General features: G+C 45.1%; 11 protein-coding genes. 8 read left to right on the top strand and 3 right to left on the bottom strand.

All coding sequences use genetic code 11. The annotated features are described in order from the left end of the window. The first annotated feature begins 30 nt into the window (after positions 1-30). The 8 genes from L0992_13180 to L0992_13145 all read left to right on the top strand — a co-directional run bounded on the left by L0992_13180 (position 31) and on the right by L0992_13145 (position 11,664). A complete protein-coding gene (locus tag L0992_13180) occupies positions 31-2,370 on the top strand; it encodes a patatin-like phospholipase family protein (GenBank protein XGB66666.1) in 2,340 nt (779 codons plus the stop codon). Positions 2,371-2,642: 272 nt separating this feature from the next. Beyond that, positions 2,643-5,231 (top strand): bifunctional aconitate hydratase 2/2-methylisocitrate dehydratase, encoded by a 2,589-nt coding sequence (gene acnB / locus L0992_13175; protein ID XGB66665.1) that lies wholly within the window; start codon positions 2,643-2,645, stop codon positions 5,229-5,231. A gap of 159 nt (positions 5,232-5,390) precedes the next feature. Continuing rightward, the gene (locus L0992_13170; GenBank protein XGB66664.1) at positions 5,391-5,759 is read left to right on the top strand and encodes a YacL family protein; all 369 of its coding nucleotides are present in this window, start codon (positions 5,391-5,393) and stop codon (positions 5,757-5,759) included. 250 nt (positions 5,760-6,009) lie between these two features. Continuing rightward, entirely contained in the window at positions 6,010-6,348 is a 339-nt protein-coding gene (gene glnK / locus L0992_13165; GenBank protein XGB66663.1) for a P-II family nitrogen regulator, read from the top strand. A gap of 27 nt (positions 6,349-6,375) precedes the next feature. Further along, positions 6,376-7,605, top strand: coding sequence for an ammonium transporter (locus tag L0992_13160; GenBank protein XGB66662.1), 1,230 nt, complete (start codon positions 6,376-6,378; stop codon positions 7,603-7,605). 144 nt (positions 7,606-7,749) lie between these two features. Further along, positions 7,750-8,763, top strand: a complete 1,014-nt coding sequence (locus L0992_13155) for a Fe(3+) ABC transporter substrate-binding protein (GenBank protein ID XGB66661.1) — start codon at positions 7,750-7,752, stop codon at positions 8,761-8,763. 247 nt (positions 8,764-9,010) lie between these two features. Then, complete coding sequence (locus L0992_13150) at positions 9,011-10,636, top strand: iron ABC transporter permease (protein ID XGB66660.1); 1,626 nt, start codon at positions 9,011-9,013, stop codon at positions 10,634-10,636. After that, positions 10,636-11,664, top strand: a complete 1,029-nt coding sequence (locus L0992_13145; protein XGB66659.1) for an ABC transporter ATP-binding protein — start codon at positions 10,636-10,638, stop codon at positions 11,662-11,664. The genes L0992_13150 and L0992_13145 overlap by 1 nt, the downstream gene beginning before the upstream one ends. A gap of 160 nt (positions 11,665-11,824) precedes the next feature. On the opposite strand, the gene L0992_13140 is transcribed toward L0992_13145, so the two are convergent. The 3 genes from L0992_13140 to L0992_13130 all read right to left on the bottom strand — a co-directional run bounded on the left by L0992_13140 (position 11,825) and on the right by L0992_13130 (position 17,779). After that, positions 11,825-13,237 (bottom strand): phosphoglucomutase/phosphomannomutase family protein, encoded by a 1,413-nt coding sequence (locus L0992_13140; protein XGB66658.1) that lies wholly within the window; start codon positions 13,235-13,237, stop codon positions 11,825-11,827. A gap of 74 nt (positions 13,238-13,311) precedes the next feature. Further along, positions 13,312-15,717 carry a N,N'-diacetylchitobiose phosphorylase gene (locus tag L0992_13135; protein XGB66657.1) on the bottom strand — a complete coding sequence of 802 codons (2,406 nt, stop codon included), beginning with the start codon at positions 15,715-15,717 and terminating at the stop codon, positions 13,312-13,314. 127 nt (positions 15,718-15,844) lie between these two features. Further along, positions 15,845-17,779, bottom strand: coding sequence for a family 20 glycosylhydrolase (locus tag L0992_13130; protein XGB66656.1), 1,935 nt, complete (start codon positions 17,777-17,779; stop codon positions 15,845-15,847). Positions 17,780-17,785 lie beyond the last annotated feature (6 nt).

Raw genomic sequence — 17,785 nt, 5'->3', positions numbered from 1 at the left:
CAGAAAACAATGACAAGGATAGTTTAAAGAATGATTTCTCGTTGGTTAGTGAGCAGCTTAGGTGTTGTAGGTACAGTGATCAGTTTTCAACTGTTTGCAGCAACTGCGGCGAAGGTTGATTCATCAGAACACGTTGAACTTGCACAAGCTCATAAAAGGCCAACCGTCGCTGTCGTTCTTGCTGGTGGGGGAGCGAAAGGTGCTGCCCACATCGGTGTGCTTAAAGCCTTAGAAGAGATGCAGATCCCAGTCGATTACATCACTGGTACTAGTATGGGCGCCTACGTTGGTGGTCTTTATGCGACAGGGATGAGCGCTGACGAGATTGAAAGTTTTATTTACACGGTTGATTGGAATCGTGGTTATCGCGACCGCGTCAACCGTAGTGATCGCCGTGTGCGTGACAAAGAGTATGAAGATCGCTATCAATTGAACACCGACCTCGGTTTAGGCTGGGGTGAAATCAAAGCGAGAAAAGGTGTGGTTCAAGGTCAGAATATGTTGCGTATCCTGCGTGAGACCACCGGCAATCTATCTTCATTCGATTCTTTCGACAACCTTGCTATCCCATACCGTTCAGTAGCTACTGATATCATTGAACTCGAAGAAGTGGTCATTGACCACGGTCACCTCGTTGATGCCATGATGGCGAGTATGTCAGTACCCGGAGCGCTTCCACCTTATGAAGTCGATGGGCGAATGCTGGTCGATGGTGGTGTAACCAATAACATGCCAGTGGATGTTGCCCGAGCGATGGGTGCAGACATCGTTATTGCTGTTGATATCAGTACAAACTACAAAAGCAAAGAAGACTTCACTAACTTTCTTGCTGCCGCAGACCAACTTTCTAATTACTTGGTTCAACGCAGTACCCAAGAGCAAGCCGCGACGTTAACGGACCATGATTTCTTCCTCCAACCTGATGTTGGGGAAATGGAAACCACAGAGTTCGATAAAATGCCGACGGCTTATCATGCTGGGTATGAAGCGACTAGGCAGTACACAGAGCAGCTTTCTAAGTTGTCACTCTCGAATGCAGACTACCAACACTATATTGATGACAAGCAGAAGGCTCGTAGACAGCTGAAGCACGGTGATAAAACTGTGATCGACAAGGTGGTTATCAATAACAACACCCACTATTCAGACAAGCTGCTTGAAAACCGCTTAAACCTCGATGCTGGTGAGGTTCTGAAAACCAGTGAAATCGAATCTAAAGTACAAGATCTTTATGCATTAGATAGATTTGAACTCGTGACTTATGAATTTGATACGGTTGATGGTGAAGAGCAACTTCATGTGGATGTGGATGAGAAGTCATGGGGTCCTAACTACCTTAACTTCCGATTCTTTCTTGAAGATGATTTCTCTACCACAAGCCAATACTCGATCGGTCTTTCGGCTAACTTCACCGATATTAACTCGCACGGTGCGGAGTTAAGAACCAATATCGAGATGGGTACCGACAAGCGAATTGAGGCGGAACTCTTTTCGCCTTTCTTCTCTAGTCAGAAGTTATTTACTTCAGCTTCGATTGTCTACAGTAAGCAAAACCGAAATTTGCCAGTGGACATTGATGAGATTGAAGAACCTACTCTGGATGTAACTCAAGACTATTTCCCGATGACATACAGCGAATACATCGGTGAAATTGCACTGGGCTATCAACCCACTTTGTGGCAAGAGCTGAAATTCGGTGCGCGTTATACAGACGGTGATGTTGAAGTGGCGTCGCTGCCGTCTCTTGGTAATGGCGGGTACAAACGTATTGGCGGCTTCATCAGTTATCGATTGGATACTTTAGATAACTTTAGCTTGCCTACCGAAGGTTATTTTGTCGACTTAGAATATCTGGTTTCTCATGACGACTTTCAGAATGACACTAATATCAATGACACTGAACTCACCTCTGAGAGTGATACGGTTTATGAGTTTTCAGCGAATTTCATGGCTGCACAAAGCTATGAAAGACATACTTTAGTCGGAAAGGTCGATTACGGCATTGTAGAGAGTAAAAACTCGGTTTTCCCTATCGACCCTAAAGAGCTAGGTGGTTTCCTTAACCTATCCGGTATACCAAGAAATAGCTTAATTGGTCAGAACTTGGCGTACACCAGTCTGATCTATCGATATAAGTGGTTTGAAAATGACTTTGGTCTCTTCGAATCACCGTTCTACGTGGGCGCATCCATTGAACATGGTGGTGTCTGGTCGAACAATGATTTAAGGCTTGATGAAGCGCCAATGTATACAGCTGGGTCTGTGTTCGCGGGGGTGGATTCGCCAATTGGACCAATCATATTAGCTTATGGACGAACGGAAGATAACTTCGACTCGGTTTACTTGATTGTAGGAACCTCTTACAAATAATCATGCGCAGAGTCGTCATTTAAGTGCGTAAATAGGCAAAAATAGTGGGACTTTCGTCTTAACTTGCTATGTTGGTCAAAATGATAAGATTTTAATTTAACGTTAAATTTGCTATTCTACCGCCCACAGTTTGGCCTCTATGACGCCGCTCATCAATACAAATTGAATGACAAAAATGGCAATGGAGAGCCAAGTTTCCAAGGATGTTCGCTTCTTTATTTTACTAACAATTATGAAGGTAAGAAGTGAACCGCAATGAGAGGAAAAAAGTCGTGCTTGAAGCCTACCGTAAACACGTCGAAGAACGTGCTGCCGAGGGAGTTGTTCCAAAACCACTAGATGCTGAGCAGGTTGCTGGCCTAGTTGAACTTCTGAAGAATCCACCTCAAGGTGAAGAAGAGATCATTCTTGACCTACTAGAAAACCGCATTCCACCGGGTGTAGATGAAGCTGCTTATGTAAAAGCAGGTTTCCTTACGGCTATCACAAAGGGTGAAGTATCATCTCCGCTAGTAAGCAAAGCAAAAGCTGCTGAATTGCTTGGTACTATGCAAGGTGGTTACAACATCGAATCTCTAGTATCTCTACTTGATGATGCTGAGCTTGCTCCTATCGCTGTTAAAGCACTGTCTCACACTCTCCTAATGTTCGATGCATTCTACGACGTAGAAGAGAAAGCGAAAGCTGGCAATGCTGCTGCACAACAAGTACTTCAATCTTGGGCTGATGCTGAATGGTTTACAGCGAAAGATAAAGTAGCAGAAAAAATCACAGTAAAAGTATTCAAAGTCACTGGTGAAACGAACACCGATGACCTATCTCCAGCACCAGATGCATGGTCACGTCCTGATATCCCGGTACACGCAAAAGCGATGCTGAAGATGGAACGTGAAGGTATTACTCCTGATGACCAGGGTAACGTTGGTCCAATTACTCAAATTGAAGAACTACAAAAAGATGGCATTCCACTGGCTTACGTTGGTGATGTTGTTGGTACAGGTTCTTCACGTAAATCTGCGACAAACTCAGTGCTTTGGTTCATGGGTGAAGATATCCCATTCGTACCAAACAAACGCACTGGCGGTGTTTGTTTAGGTGGTAAAATTGCTCCAATCTTCTACAACACAATGGAAGATTCAGGCGCACTACCTATCGAACTGAACGTACAAGACATGAACATGGGCGATATCATTGATATCTACCCGTACGAAGGTGTTGTTCACAAAAACGGTTCTGTGATTTCAAACTTCGAACTCAGCAAAGTTCTTCTAGATGAAGTTCGTGCTGGTGGTCGTATTCCACTGATCATTGGTCGTGGTCTAACTGGTCGTGCTCGTGATTCTCTAGGTCTAGCTGAAACTGATTTGTTTGCTAAACCAATTGATCCTTCTGCTTCTGATAAAGGCTACACGCTTGCTCAGAAGATGGTAGGTAAAGCATGTGGTGTTGAAGGCGTTCGCGCTGGTCAATACTGTGAGCCTAAGATGACAACCGTAGGTTCTCAAGATACTACAGGTCCTATGACGCGTGATGAGCTTAAAGACCTTGCGTGTCTTGGCTTCTCTGCGGATCTAGTGATGCAGTCTTTCTGCCACACGTCGGCATACCCGAAACCTGTTGATGTTAACACGCACCATACGCTACCTGATTTCATCATGAATCGTGCGGGTGTTTCACTGCGTCCGGGTGATGGTGTTATCCACTCATGGCTAAATCGTATGCTCCTTCCTGATACTGTTGGTACAGGTGGTGACTCGCATACTCGTTTCCCATTAGGCATTTCGTTCCCTGCGGGTTCTGGCCTAGTCGCATTCGCGGCGGCAACGGGTGTTATGCCACTTGATATGCCTGAATCTATCTTGGTTCGTTTTAAAGGTGAAATGCAGCCAGGTATCACGCTACGTGACCTAGTACACGCAATTCCTCTATACGGCATCAAGCAAGGTCTACTGACCGTAGAGAAAGCAGGTAAGATCAACGAATTCTCTGGTCGTGTACTAGAAATTGAAGGTGTTGAGCACCTATCTGTTGAACAAGCATTCGAACTTTCTGATGCATCTGCTGAGCGTTCTGCTGCAGGTTGTACGGTTAAGCTGTCTGAAGAGTCTATCTCTGAGTACTTGAACTCGAACATCGTGATGCTTAAGTGGATGATCGCTGAAGGTTACGGTGATGTTCGTACTATTGAACGTCGTATTACTGCGATGGAAGAGTGGCTAGCTAACCCTGAGTTACTGTCTGCTGATTCAGATGCTGAATACGCTCACGTTATCGAGATCGATCTTGCTGACATCGATCAACCAATCCTATGTGCGCCAAACGATCCAGATGATGCTCGTCTTCTTTCTGACGTTCAAGGTACTGAGATTCAAGAAGTGTTCATCGGTTCTTGTATGACGAACATCGGTCACTTCCGTGCTGCAGGTAAGATGCTTGAAGAGTTCAATGGTTCTCTAAACACTCGCCTATGGGTTGCTCCGCCAACTAAGATGGATAAAGACCAGCTGACAGAAGAAGGCTACTACGGCATCTTCGGCCGTGCTGGGGTTCGTATCGAAACTCCGGGTTGTTCACTGTGTATGGGTAACCAAGCACGTGTTGCAGATAAGTCGACAGTAATGTCTACGTCTACTCGTAACTTCCCGAACCGTTTGGGTACTGGTGCGAATGTTTACCTAGCTTCTGCTGAACTTTCTGCGGTTGGTGCGATTCTTGGTCGTATCCCAACGAAAGAAGAGTACCTTGAGTACGCAGAGAAGATTAACGCAACGGCTGCAGATACATACCGCTACCTGAACTTCCATAAAATGGGTCAGTACACGGAAAAAGCAGACACGGTTATTTTCCAAGAGCCAGCATAATCGCTGACTGATTGAGTAACTTGCTGAACGCCTTCTATTCGTAGAAGGCGTTTTTTTATGTCTGCATGTTAGATGCCGAGCGACTCGATCTCTTGATGACTTCGCTATATACTCTCGCCTCATTTTTAACCCTATCTGTCATTAGTGCACGGAGCCTTTATGGAATTTGAATTTACAAGAAACACTTTAATGGGTGAGTACTATGTAAAGTGCAGTATGGGACACGAGATCGTTGGCCGCTGGCTACAAGAAGAGATCGGTAAAGATAAGCAGAAACTAGAAAATGTAATGGCGCTTATTGAGCAATCTCGACAGGATCTAAGCAATGAAGTGACCTTGCTTGGTAAAGAGATCAGCTTAGCGATCAATGAAGACGAAGTGACGATTCAAGAAAACGTACTTGGCCACGAGCAAGAGATGGAAGAGGGCAGTGAGTTCGACTTTTACAACTGCGAGAGCCAAGCAAGCTGTGGCATCGATGACTTCGAGTTGTTGATTGAGCGCTGGATGGAGTTTCTAGGTTACTAGTCTTTGATTTTCTAAACTCGATATTCTGTTTCTATTTTTAGGTTTGAAGACCTTGTTGCCCAAAACTGGAGCAACAATAGTGCAACGCATTAAGATAGTGAAAAGGCCGCACCATATTGGTGCGGCCTTTTTTGTTATTACGGATTTATTATTATCATATTCTTTAAAATCAATGGTTTAACTTTTTGGCACGCTACTTGGATTGTAATAAGAGAATTAACGGATTAAGTGAAGAATTTAAGGAACGAATATGAAACTAATAAATGCCATTGTTAAGCCATTCAAATTAGATGATGTACGTGAAGCACTCTCTGATGTGGGTATTGAAGGTATGACGGTCTCCGAAGTGAAAGGCTTTGGTCGTCAGAAAGGACACACTGAATTGTACCGTGGTGCGGAATACCAAGTAGATTTCCTACCAAAGGTAAAACTAGAGATAGCTACTCAAGCTGAAAATGTTGACCGAGTTGTTGAAGCGATTAGCCAAGCGGCACACACCGGAAAAATCGGCGATGGCAAAATTTTTGTGTATGACCTAAGCCAAGCCGTACGAATTCGTACTGGTGAAATGGATGCTGAAGCACTTTAAAGAATTACAAGGACTGGAGACTTTAATATGGAACTTACAACAACAGTAACGGAACTACGTTACGCACTAGACACTTTTTTCTTCCTCATTTCAGGTGCGTTAGTAATGTGGATGGCAGCAGGCTTCGCGATGTTAGAAGCTGGCCTAGTTCGTTCAAAGAACACCACAGAAATTTTAACTAAGAACATCTGCTTGTACGCGATTGCTTGTACTGCTTTCTTAGTTGTTGGTTACAACATTATGTATGTAGATAACGGTGAAGGCGGTTGGTTGCCATCATTCGGTACTCTGATTGGTACTCAAGGTGAAGGTGCAGACCACTCTTTAGAGTCAGACTTCTTCTTCCAGGTAGTATTCGTTGCAACAGCAATGTCTGTGGTATCTGGTGCGGTTGCTGAGCGTATGAAGCTTTGGTCATTCCTAATCTTCTCAGTAGTACTAACAGCGTTCATTTACCCTGTTGAAGGTTACTGGACTTGGGGCGGTGGTTTCCTATCAGAAGCAGGTTTCAGTGACTTTGCTGGTTCAGGTATTGTACACATGGCTGGTGCAGCTGCTGCATTAGCAGGTGTTCTACTACTGGGTGCTCGTAAAGGTAAATACGGTAAGAACGGTGAAATCTACCCGATTCCTGGTTCAAACATGCCGCTTGCAACATTAGGTACATTTATCCTTTGGTTCGGTTGGTTCGGTTTCAACGGCGGTTCTCAACTAATGGTTTCAGATTTCGAGAACGCGACAGCCGTTGGTCAAATCTTCCTTAACACTAACGCAGCAGCAGCAGCGGGTGCAATCGCAGCACTACTAGTATGTAAAACAACTTGGGGTAAAGCAGACCTAACAATGATTCTTAACGGCGCATTAGCTGGCCTAGTAGCAATCACTGCAGACCCTCTATCACCATCACCTCTATTCGCAGTAGCAATTGGTTCGGTATCTGGCGCATTGGTGGTATTCAGCATCATCGCTCTAGACAAAGCTAAGATTGATGATCCAGTAGGTGCTATCTCAGTACACGGTGTGTGTGGTTTCTTCGGTCTAATGGCTGTGCCACTAAGCAACGCTGATGCAACATTCGGTGCTCAACTACTAGGTGCTGCAGTAATCTTTGCTTGGGTATTTGGTGCGAGCCTAGCGGTATGGGCTGTGCTTAAAGCGACAATCGGTATCCGTGTAAGTGAAGACGAAGAGCTGGAAGGTATGGACATGCACGATTGTGGTGTAGGCGCTTACCCAGAATTTGTGTCGGTAAAATAATTTACAAACATTTACACTTAACCTACTTGAAACCTGCTCTGATGAGCAGGTTTTTTTTATGTTTAACATTGTGTTTAATCTAATGATACATATAATAATGCAACTGATAAATATTATCATTTCTATGCAAAAAAGGATTGAATCATGAAAAAACTGCTAACTCTTTCAGCTCTTGCGTGCAGCACAATCGCACCAGCAGCAATGGCTGCTGAAGAAGTAAACGTATACTCTTACCGCCAACCTTTCCTTGTTGAGCCAATGTTCGATGAGTTCACAAAAGAGACGGGTATCGAGGTGAATGTTAAGTTTGCTAAGAAAGGTTTAGCAGAGAAGCTAGCTCAAGAGGGCGAATACAGCCCTGCAGACGTGGTATTAACTGTTGATATCAGCCGTCTATCTGAGCTAACTGAAAAAGGTTTGGTTCAAGCGGTAAACAGCGACGTTCTAGAAAAGAACATTCCAGCTCAGTACCAAGATACGGACAACGAGTGGTTTGCTCTAACAACTCGTACTCGTAGCGTTTACTCTTCACGTGACCGTGTTGGTCGTCTAGGTGAAGATTTCACTTACGCTGATCTAGCTAAGCCTGAATTCAAAGGCAAAATCTGTACTCGTAGCGGTAAGCACCCATACAACGTTTCTCTAGTATCTTCTATGATTGCTCATAAAGGCGAAGCAGAAACTAAAGAGTGGCTAGAAGGCGTAAAAGCTAACCTAGCTCGTAAGCCTCAAGGTAACGACCGTGCACAAGTTAAAGCTATCAAAGAAGGTCTATGTGACGTTTCTCTTGGTAACAGCTACTACCTAGGTAAGATGGTTAACGATAAAGAGCAAAAAGCTTGGGCTGACGCTGTTTACATCAACTTCCCTAACCAAGAGACGACAGGTACTCACGTAAACATCTCTGGTATGGCAATGGCTAAATTCTCTCCAAACAAAGAGAACGCAGTTAAGCTAATGGAATTCCTATCTGGTAATACAGCACAAGGTATGTACGCAGAAGTAAACTACGAATACCCAGTTAAAGCTGATGTTAAACCTTCTGAGCTAGTAGCTTCTTGGGGTGAATTCAAGGCAGATACTATTTCTCTAGACCAAATTGCAGATCACCACGAAGCTGCAATCAAACTTCTAGACGAAGTTAAATTCGACCTGTAATTCCTAATATCGGCTTCGGCCAATATTAGATTAAACAACCTCAAGTTACCGTTTTTGGTGCTTGGGGTTGTTTTGTTTTAGTTAAGTCACTTTTTGAAACAAAGCTCTTGATGGATCTTGAGAGTTATTAGCACAGCTCCTTGAAGTCATTACAGTATATGGGTATAAATAACCCCCACCACTAAAAGGGCATGAGATGTATTTGCAACTGCATTTGTATTCCATTAAGCCTCGTTGTAATTAGGCGATGAAAGAAAAGAATTATTTATGGAACACCAGTAGTGGGCTTATAGCTACACTACTGGTTTTTCCGATCTTAGCGATATTCACGACCGCTGTGGGTGAAACAGATGAGCTTTTTTCTCATTTGATGTCCACGGTGATGCCGACTTATGCCTATAACACTGTCGTTTTAGTGCTAGGAACCATGTTCTTATCGCTGCTATTTGGTATTCCTTCGGCATGGATCATGGCGATGTGTCGTGTACCTGGCGAAAAGGTGCTGCAGTGGGCTTTAGTTCTACCGCTCGCAATGCCGGGTTATATCGTGGGTTACATCTTTACCGATTGGTTTGACTTTGCCGGCCCTGTGCAAATCTTACTTCGTGACCTCACAGGATGGGGGCCTGGAGAGTATTGGTTCCCAGACATAAGAACCTTAACCGGCGCTATTATCGTCCTCTCTTTAGTGCTGTACCCTTATGTTTACTTGCTGTGTCGCGCTGCATTTATGGAGCAGAACGTTTCGCTGCTGCAATCTGCTCGTCTATTAAAGTGTTCGCCTTGGGAGAGCTTTCGTCGCATCTCTTTACCCTTAGTTCGCCCTTCGATTGCGGTTGGCTTATCGCTTGTTGCAATGGAAACCATCGGTGATTTTGGTACGGTGAGTTACTTTGCTGTAAATACCTTAACGACCGCGGTGTATGACACGTGGCTTGGCTACTCTAGCTTGACCGCTGCCGCTAAGATCTCAGCCATTATGCTGATTATCGTGATACTGCTGTTGAGCTCTGAACGTTACAGTCGTCGTAAGCAGAAGCTGTTTCAAAACCAATTCAGTAGCCGAGAAGATTTCCGTTACAACTTAGTTGGTTGGAAGAAGTGGTTAGCACTGTTTTGGTGTTGGGGTTTGGTCTGCGCGGCGTTCGTGTTCCCTTTAGGCCAGTTGTTGATTTACGCTTACAAGTATTTTGCACAAAGCTGGACGGCTGAGTTCCGCGAGTATGCACTTAACAGTTTAAATGTCTCGATACTTGCAGCGCTAATTGGTGTGGCGATTGCGCTTATTGTTAACTTTAACCAACGCGTCAGCCCTGCGAAGCACAATCTTGCCTTTATGCGACTATCTTCTATGGGCTATGCGGTGCCAGGAACGGTATTAGCCATTGGTGTGATGGTACCTGTTTTGTTCATGGATCACCTAGTAAACGATATTGCGAAAGTGATGGAGTGGGGACGTCCTGGGCTGATTTTCTCAGGCTCTATGTTTGCGCTTATTTTTGCGATGGTGGTGCGCTTTTCTGCGGTTGCTATTGGCAGTGTGGAAAGTAGTTTAAGTAAAGTTTCTCCTTCATTGGATATGGCTTCAAAGACCATGGGGTGCAACACCAACCAGATGCTGCGTCGAGTGCATTTACCTCTGATTAAACGCGGTGCCTTGATTGCTGGATTACTGGTGTTTATCGAGTCGATGAAAGAGTTAAATGCGGCTCTATTGCTGCGTCCATTTAACTTTGAAACCCTAGCAACCTATGTTTATAACTACGCCTCAGATGAGCATCTAGAGCTGGCTGCGATGCCTGCCGTGTTACTTGTACTGGTAGGCCTCATCCCGTTGATCATCGTTAACCGTTCTTTGGAGCAAAAAAACTAATGAGCTGTGCATTATCCATTAAAGATCTGACTTGTAAGTATGAGTCACAAACGGTTCTTGAGTCGCTTTCTCTTGAAGTTGAACATGGCGAGATCGTCTGTCTGCTTGGTGCCAGTGGTTGCGGTAAAACGACTTTGTTAAAGGCTATTGCTGGGTTATTGCCTCTTAGCCATGGTGTAATGAACCTCAATTGCCAAACTATTGATGATGGTAAGAATTGGCTACCGCCAGAGCAACGTAACATCGGCATGATCTTCCAAGATTACGCACTGTTCCCACACCTGACGGTAAATCAGAACGTGGCATTTGGCCTGCGTGATATGTCTGAGCAAGACAAGAAAGCAAAGGTTCAAGAGATGCTTGAGCTCGTTCATCTTGATCAATACGGCGATCGCTATCCTCACCAATTGTCTGGTGGTCAGCAACAACGTGTCGCGATTGCGCGCTCTTTGGCTTATAAGCCGGATCTACTGTTGTTGGATGAACCTTTCTCGAACATTGATACTCAAGTGCGCCATGAGTTGATCTCTCAGATCCGTAAGATCTTTAAGAAGCAGGGTGTGACGGCGATCTTTGTGACCCACAGTCGCGAAGAAGCGTTTGCCTTTGCGGATAAAATGGCCGTAATGAATCACGGTGTGATTGAACAATATGGTTCGGCATCTGAGTTGTATTTCCATCCATCAAGTAAGTTTGTGGCTGATTTCTTGGGTGGTGGTAGCTACTTGAATGCACAACGCATTTCAGACAACGAATTTGAAACCAGCTTAGGCCTGATTGAAGCGAAAGCACAAACAGAGATTGAGGTGGGTACGGATTGCGCGTTGTTGTTAAGACCTCAACATATTGTGGCAAGCCATGATGACGACAGCAATCTGTCTGTATTGGAACAGCAATTCATGGGCGATCACTGTCGCTATGTGATTGAAGCCAATGGTCAGAAGTTATTAGCAACCTCTTCGGAAGCGCTTGAAGTCGGTATGCCAGTAACCGTGAAAGTAGATACCAAAGGCGTGCTGGCGTTCTAACTCAGTAGACTCACTAAATCCTACTCTGCCAAGCAATAGAAGTTAGCCATAAAAAAGCCCAGCACTTTAATCAAAGTACTGGGCAAGAGTTCTTCATCTATAGGCTTTAACAAGGCAGTAATTTGTTAAGTCCCATTTAAAACTGCTGCACTCTATAAGCCTATAGAGAGAGGAAGTCTTTCACTTTTTGAAGAACACGTTCTGCAGTGTCTTGGTCTTCCATTTCTGCGAAGATTCGTAGTAACGGCTCTGTTCCTGAGAAACGAGCAATCACCCAGCCGCCATTCTTGAAGTACACCTTAGCACCATCTTCATAGCTGACTTTTTCAATTTCATATTCAAATTCAGGCAGTTGCTTCTCTACGTAGATCTTAGTGTAGAGTGCTTCTTTCTCCGAAGGCTTGAATTTACAATCTCCCTCTGCCGTATAGGCGTAGCCGTACTTAGAGTAGATCTCATCAAGCAGCTCAGACAATTTCTTACCTGTTACACTGATCATTTCAACCAGTAGGCTTGACGCGAAGACGCCATCCTTACCCTTGATGTGACCACGAATGGTTAAACCACCTGAGCTTTCACCACCAATCAGAGAGTCATCAGCTTCCATTTGCGAGCTGATATGCTTAAAGCCTACTGGAACCTCAAAGCTCTTTTCACCATGATCGGCCGCAACTTTATCGAGTAGATGAGTAGTTGCGATGTTACGGACTACAGAACCTTTCCAGCCCTTGTATTCCAACAAGTAGTAGTAAAGCAGTAGCAGCACTTCGTTAGGGTGAATGAAGTGACCTTTCTCATCGATGATACCCAAACGGTCTGCATCGCCATCGGTACCAATACCAATGTCATAACCTTCTGCTGCAACTAAGTGCTTCAAGCGATACAGTGTTGCTGCGCTTGGAGAAGGCATTAGGCCACCGAAGTCTGGGTTCTTGCCATCGTTGATTACGTCGACATCACAACGACCATTGATAAGAACCGTTTGCAGAGCGTTTTTCGCCACACCAAACATTGGGTCGATCAGTACGCGTAGATTCGCTTTCTTAATCGATTCAATATCGATGGCATTAATTATGGAATCAACAAAGGCGTTCATCGGGTTGATGATTTCGATCTCTTTGTCATTCAACGCTTGCTCGAAATCGACACGAATAACATCTTCGTTGGTTAGGGTTGCGATTTGCTGTTCGATCTTCTCGGTGATGATCTCATCAGCATCACGGCCACCTTCAATAAAGATCTTAATGCCGTTGTAGTCTGCTGGGTTGTGAGAAGCGGTGATACATGCCGAGTAGGTGCAGCCCATCTCTTTCGCTTGGAACATTACGATAGGAGTTGGAACGAACTTATCGATGAAGCTCACTTTGATGTTGTTTGCTGCCAATACTTCAGCAAACCAACATGCGGCTTTATCGGAAAGGAAGCGACGGTCATAGCCGATCACAAATCCGTTCTTGGCTGCATTTTCGTTGTTGATGATGTTTGCGAGCGCTTGCGCCACAAGGCGAACGTTTTCTCTGGTGAACTCTTCACCAATGAAAGCGCGCCAGCCACCTGTACCAAATTTAATCATTAGAAATTCCTTTTAGTCTCATTGTCTCAAGCCTGTAAAGACTTGAGACAAGAGCTGTTCGTTAAATTGAGTGACTAGCCTAGAACAACGACAACATCGTTCACGCTGCCTTCTGCTTGTACTGGAATTGCACCTTCAACTGACTCACCGTTGATAGTGATAGAAGCAACGCCTTTGCTTACTGCATTCGGGTTTTGCACCGTGATGTTGTAAGTTGCACCGCGCCATTGACGAGTGACCTCGAACTCTGGCCAATCCGTAGGGATACAAGGATCGACAGTTAAGCCTTCGAAACCTGTACGAACACCAAGAATGAAGTTGGTTACCGCAAAGTAAGCCCAACCAGAAGTACCGGTTAACCAAGGGTGGTTTGCACGGCCGTGGTCTTGGTGATCTTTACCCATGATGAACTGCACGTACGAGTATGGTTCTGCGTAACGTGTTTCAATCATGTCGTTTTGGTTGTATGGGTTGAGTGCGTCGTAGAATTTCATCGCACGGTCTCCACGACCAAGTTTCGCTTCTGCTACCCAAGCCCATGGGTTCGGGTGAGAGAAGATAGCGCCATTCTCTTTTACTCCTTGGTAAACGCGAGTCACAAAGCCGATGTCATCGTTTGGTGTTGCGAATGATGGAGAATTTAGATGTAGGCCGTATTCAGAGAATAGGTTCTCATCCACAGCGTCCATCGCTTTCTCGCCGCGCTCTTGAGAAACCGCACCAGACAGAACCGCTAGTGTGTTTGACTCAAGGTGCACACGACCTTCAGTTTGTTGAGCAGTACCGATCTTGTCGCCATTTTTGGTTAGACCACGGATGTACCAACCGCCTTCATCATCCCAAAGGTGTGTTTCACACGCTTCGCGAACATTCGCAGCCATTTCAGTGTATTTCGCAACGTCAGCGTCGTTATTGCGGAACTTAGCTAAGTCTAAGAATTCTTGTAGAGCCCAGAAGTGTAGGAATGAAACCATTGAAGATTCACCGCCACCTAAGTTCAAACAGTCATTCCAGTCAGCACGTAGACCTTTACAGATGCCGGTTTGACCTACGTATTCTGCTGAGAAGTTCAGTGCTGCTTTCATGTGTTCGTAGACGGTCGCTTCACCGCCGTCTGCGTATGGAATTACTTCATCAAAGAAGTCGTGCTCACCGGTTTCCATCACGTATTTGATGATGGTTGGGACTATCCACAAGTGATCATCTGAACAAGTGTCTTCAATGCCGTGGATCTTGTCGTCGTCTGAAGGAGTCGGAACAACCGTAGGTGATTTCGATGGCTCAACGTCTGCTTTCTCTGGATCAAACCAGTCTGGATCGAATAGGTGTAGACCGTAACCCGCTTTCACTTGGCCACGAAGCAGGTCGATAATACGTTTCTTAGTCATTTGTGGGTTGGCATGAGGTACTGAGATCGCATCTTGCGCAGTATCACGGTAACCAAGACCAGTACGGCCGCCAACTTCAATGAATGATGCAAAGCGCGACCACACCACACAAGTTTCTGCTTGGTATAGTGTCCACGTGTTGATCATGGTGTCTAAGCCTTCGTTTGGAGACTTGACTTGGAACTTGTTGCAACGCTCATCCCAGTGATCTTTGATACCTTGGAAAGCCGCATCTACGTTTGCTGTGTCTTGGTATTTTTCGCGTAGGCGTTCACCATTGCCTTTGCCGATACCTAGTACATAGGCAAAGCGAACTTCTTCACCCGGTTGAATGATAAATTGCTTGTGCAGAGAACCACAGTGGTTGTAACAGGTTTGAGCGCTGTTAGAACATTTACCGTTTTCAACTGCTATTGGGTTAGCTTCGTCACGGTACATGCCAAGGAAGTTGTCACGTTGGCCGTCGTAGCTATCTGGTGAGAAGGTTGACGCTAGGTAGTAGAAGCCTTCAAAGTCGTTAGTGTTGTAGTACAGGTCGTATTCCAACACACCTTCTTGGTAAGACGTGCCTGCAGAGTACAAAGACATCTGGTGGTTCTGGTTGTCCGATTGGATGTGGCTGAACGAGAACTCAACAAATGAGAATGTGCTGATAGTACGAGGCTTATCCGTGTTGTTCTTTAGGACAACGTCCCAAACTTCTGCATCTTCGCCTTTAGGTACGAATAGCGTTTTGGTCGCGGTAATACCGCTGTACTCACATTTGAACTTTGAGTATGACAGGCCGTGACGGACTTCGTAATTCGCTTCATCTAGGCTCTTTGCCACTGGCTGCCAAGAGATAGACCAGTAATCACCCGTCTCATCATCACGCAGGTAAACATAGTGTCCTGGACGGTCAAAGGTGCCGTTTGGACGGAATTTAGTAACACGGTTGTATTCCGGAGAATTGTAGAACGAGTAACCGCCCGCATTGTGCGAAATCACGGTACAAAACTTTTCAGTACCTAGGTAGTTGGTCCAAGGTGCCGGTACATCAGGGCGAGTGATGACGTATTCGCGATTGTCGTTATCGAAATAGCCGTATTTCATTGTCATTTCCTTTTTAACAAACTGCATCTATGCAGCTAATTTTTAAATAGTGATGCTGAGTTTTATTAGACTGAGCACCTTAATTTGAGTCAGCAATCACTCGATGTGAGTGTGCTGTGGTTTTGTTTTATTCAGCTTTCCAAGGGTTGCGATAATCGACATTGAGCCTGTCGAGTAGTGGCAAGTGACCCTTTAGGCGAGATAGGTAATCTAGCCAGTTTCGGTTGTTTTTATGTGTCCAACATCCTTCAGCTAAAGCGCTAATTCTTGGGAATACCATGTAATCCATACGCTTTTGATTGGTGACGATCTCACACCATAGAGCACACTGAATTCCGCGGATCCGCTTACGAATTGGGTCGGTGTCGGATATCTCAGCAAGCGCTTCGTAGGTATAAGCTTGTTCTAATGGGATAACGGCAGCCCAATCTACGCCCGGCTCTTCCGGTGCATAATCTTGGGTCATGTCGAGATAGGTAAATTGTGCAGGTTGCAGAACCACATCAAAGCCTTGGCGAGCACAGTTCACAGCTGCTTCTTCGCTGAGCCACGAGTAGATGATGGTCTCTTTGCTCACCTTGTCGCCGTGCTGAGCTTCTTCCCAGCCGACCATGCGTTTGCCAAGTTGCTTAAGTTTGTTCTCGGCATAGCGGAATAGGTGACCTTGCAAGTCTTTGCTATCTTGGTACTGGTGCTCTTTCATCAGTGCTTGAGCGGCAGGGCTGTTAGTCCACACGCCCGGTGGTACTTCGTCTGCGCCCATGTGAATCAATTCGCTAGGGAATAGCTCTGCAACTTCTTCAATAACCGCATCTAGGAACTGGTAAGTACCCGGCAAGCCTGGGTTTAGCACGTTGTCGTTGTAGTGCTGAATGCTCTTGTATTGAGTGGTGTCCGCTTGCTCTACCAACATATCAGGCAGTGATTTGATAGCTGCACGGCAGTGTCCCGGGATATCGATTTCAGGGATAACCGTGATGCTGCGCTGTTCTGCGTATTCAATGACTTCACGAATCTGTTGCTGTGTGTAGAAGCCGCCGTAGTTTTCAGCAATATGGGTATATTGTGGTTCCAATGCATGATCAGGACCACGCCAAGCACCGATTTCAGTAAGTTGAGGTAGGCTTTTTATCTCGATTCTCCAACCTTCATCATCAGTTAGATGCCAATGAAAAACGTTGAACTTGTAGTGCGCTAATTGGTTGATTAAGCGCTTCACTTGTTCCACTGAATGGAAGTGACGAGCGCAGTCCAGCATCATGCCACGGTATTTGAAGCGTGGTTGGTCGGCGATTTTGCAACATGGCACAGAGAAGCTTTCGGCATCCTGTTGTTGAACCAATTGAATCAGACTTGCCACGGCGTGTGTGAAACCAGATTGGCTGCCTGATTCAACAATTATCTGTTGTTCAGTAATGCGGAGTTTGTATTCGGCTTCATCTAAAGTCGGATTACTGCGAAATAGAAGGTCATCGCCTTCTCCCGTTGGAAGTTGATTCGAAATCGACAGTTCAAAGGTAGAAAGTAATTCTTGTTTCAGCCAAGTGACGGCTTTATCTGCAAGGTGAGATTGAACCTCAATCTTACATTCGCTGTTTAGGGTGAAGCTATCTTGCTTAAGTTCGATCTGGTTTGGCTGAGGAATCAATGCAATCTCAGCTGCATTCACTTCAGGTACCTGATTGCGTTCACGGTATGGTGACGCCAGAACAATGGGTGATATCGCAACTGGCAGTACTGAGGTTTCGCCTTGATGATGCGTTTGGATAAAGGCATCGTTTAGACCGTCAGAATAAAAACGGAATGGGGCGCTTTGAATGCTGAATTCAAGGTAGTAATGGTTGTTCGCTTTTAACACTGACGAACTTGGTTTGAACGAACAAAAACTGCCAACTTGAGTCAGTTCGCCCTGCGATAAACTCTCCTGAAGGATGAATCGATCAAACGCAAAATGCAGTGACCAATCTGTTACATCAAGGTCACTTAAGTTATGTACCGTAAGGCCGAATCGGCAGTTATTTTTTTGTTCAGAAAGAACAGCTAAGTCGATGCGATAATTCATATAACT

The organism is Vibrio pomeroyi (genome assembly GCA_041879425.1).
In the GTDB taxonomy this organism is placed as follows: domain Bacteria; phylum Pseudomonadota; class Gammaproteobacteria; order Enterobacterales; family Vibrionaceae; genus Vibrio; species Vibrio pomeroyi_A.
This window is presented reverse-complemented; position numbering and strand designations above follow the sequence as displayed.

Bases quoted from the DNA above. Each gene is read 5' to 3' on its own strand.
- L0992_13180 (XGB66666.1), top strand. From the start codon at position 31: ATGATTTCTCGTTGGTTAGTGAGCAGCTTAGGTGTTGTAGGTACAGTG.
- L0992_13170 (XGB66664.1), top strand. From the start codon at position 5,391: ATGGAATTTGAATTTACAAGAAACACTTTAATGGGTGAGTACTATGTA.
- glnK (XGB66663.1), top strand. From the start codon at position 6,010: ATGAAACTAATAAATGCCATTGTTAAGCCATTCAAATTAGATGATGTA.
- L0992_13160 (XGB66662.1), top strand. From the start codon at position 6,376: ATGGAACTTACAACAACAGTAACGGAACTACGTTACGCACTAGACACT.
- L0992_13155 (XGB66661.1), top strand. From the start codon at position 7,750: ATGAAAAAACTGCTAACTCTTTCAGCTCTTGCGTGCAGCACAATCGCA.
- L0992_13150 (XGB66660.1), top strand. From the start codon at position 9,011: ATGAAAGAAAAGAATTATTTATGGAACACCAGTAGTGGGCTTATAGCT.
- L0992_13145 (XGB66659.1), top strand. From the start codon at position 10,636: ATGAGCTGTGCATTATCCATTAAAGATCTGACTTGTAAGTATGAGTCA.
- L0992_13140 (XGB66658.1), bottom strand. From the start codon at position 13,237: ATGATTAAATTTGGTACAGGTGGCTGGCGCGCTTTCATTGGTGAAGAG.
- L0992_13135 (XGB66657.1), bottom strand. From the start codon at position 15,717: ATGAAATACGGCTATTTCGATAACGACAATCGCGAATACGTCATCACT.
- L0992_13130 (XGB66656.1), bottom strand. From the start codon at position 17,779: ATGAATTATCGCATCGACTTAGCTGTTCTTTCTGAACAAAAAAATAAC.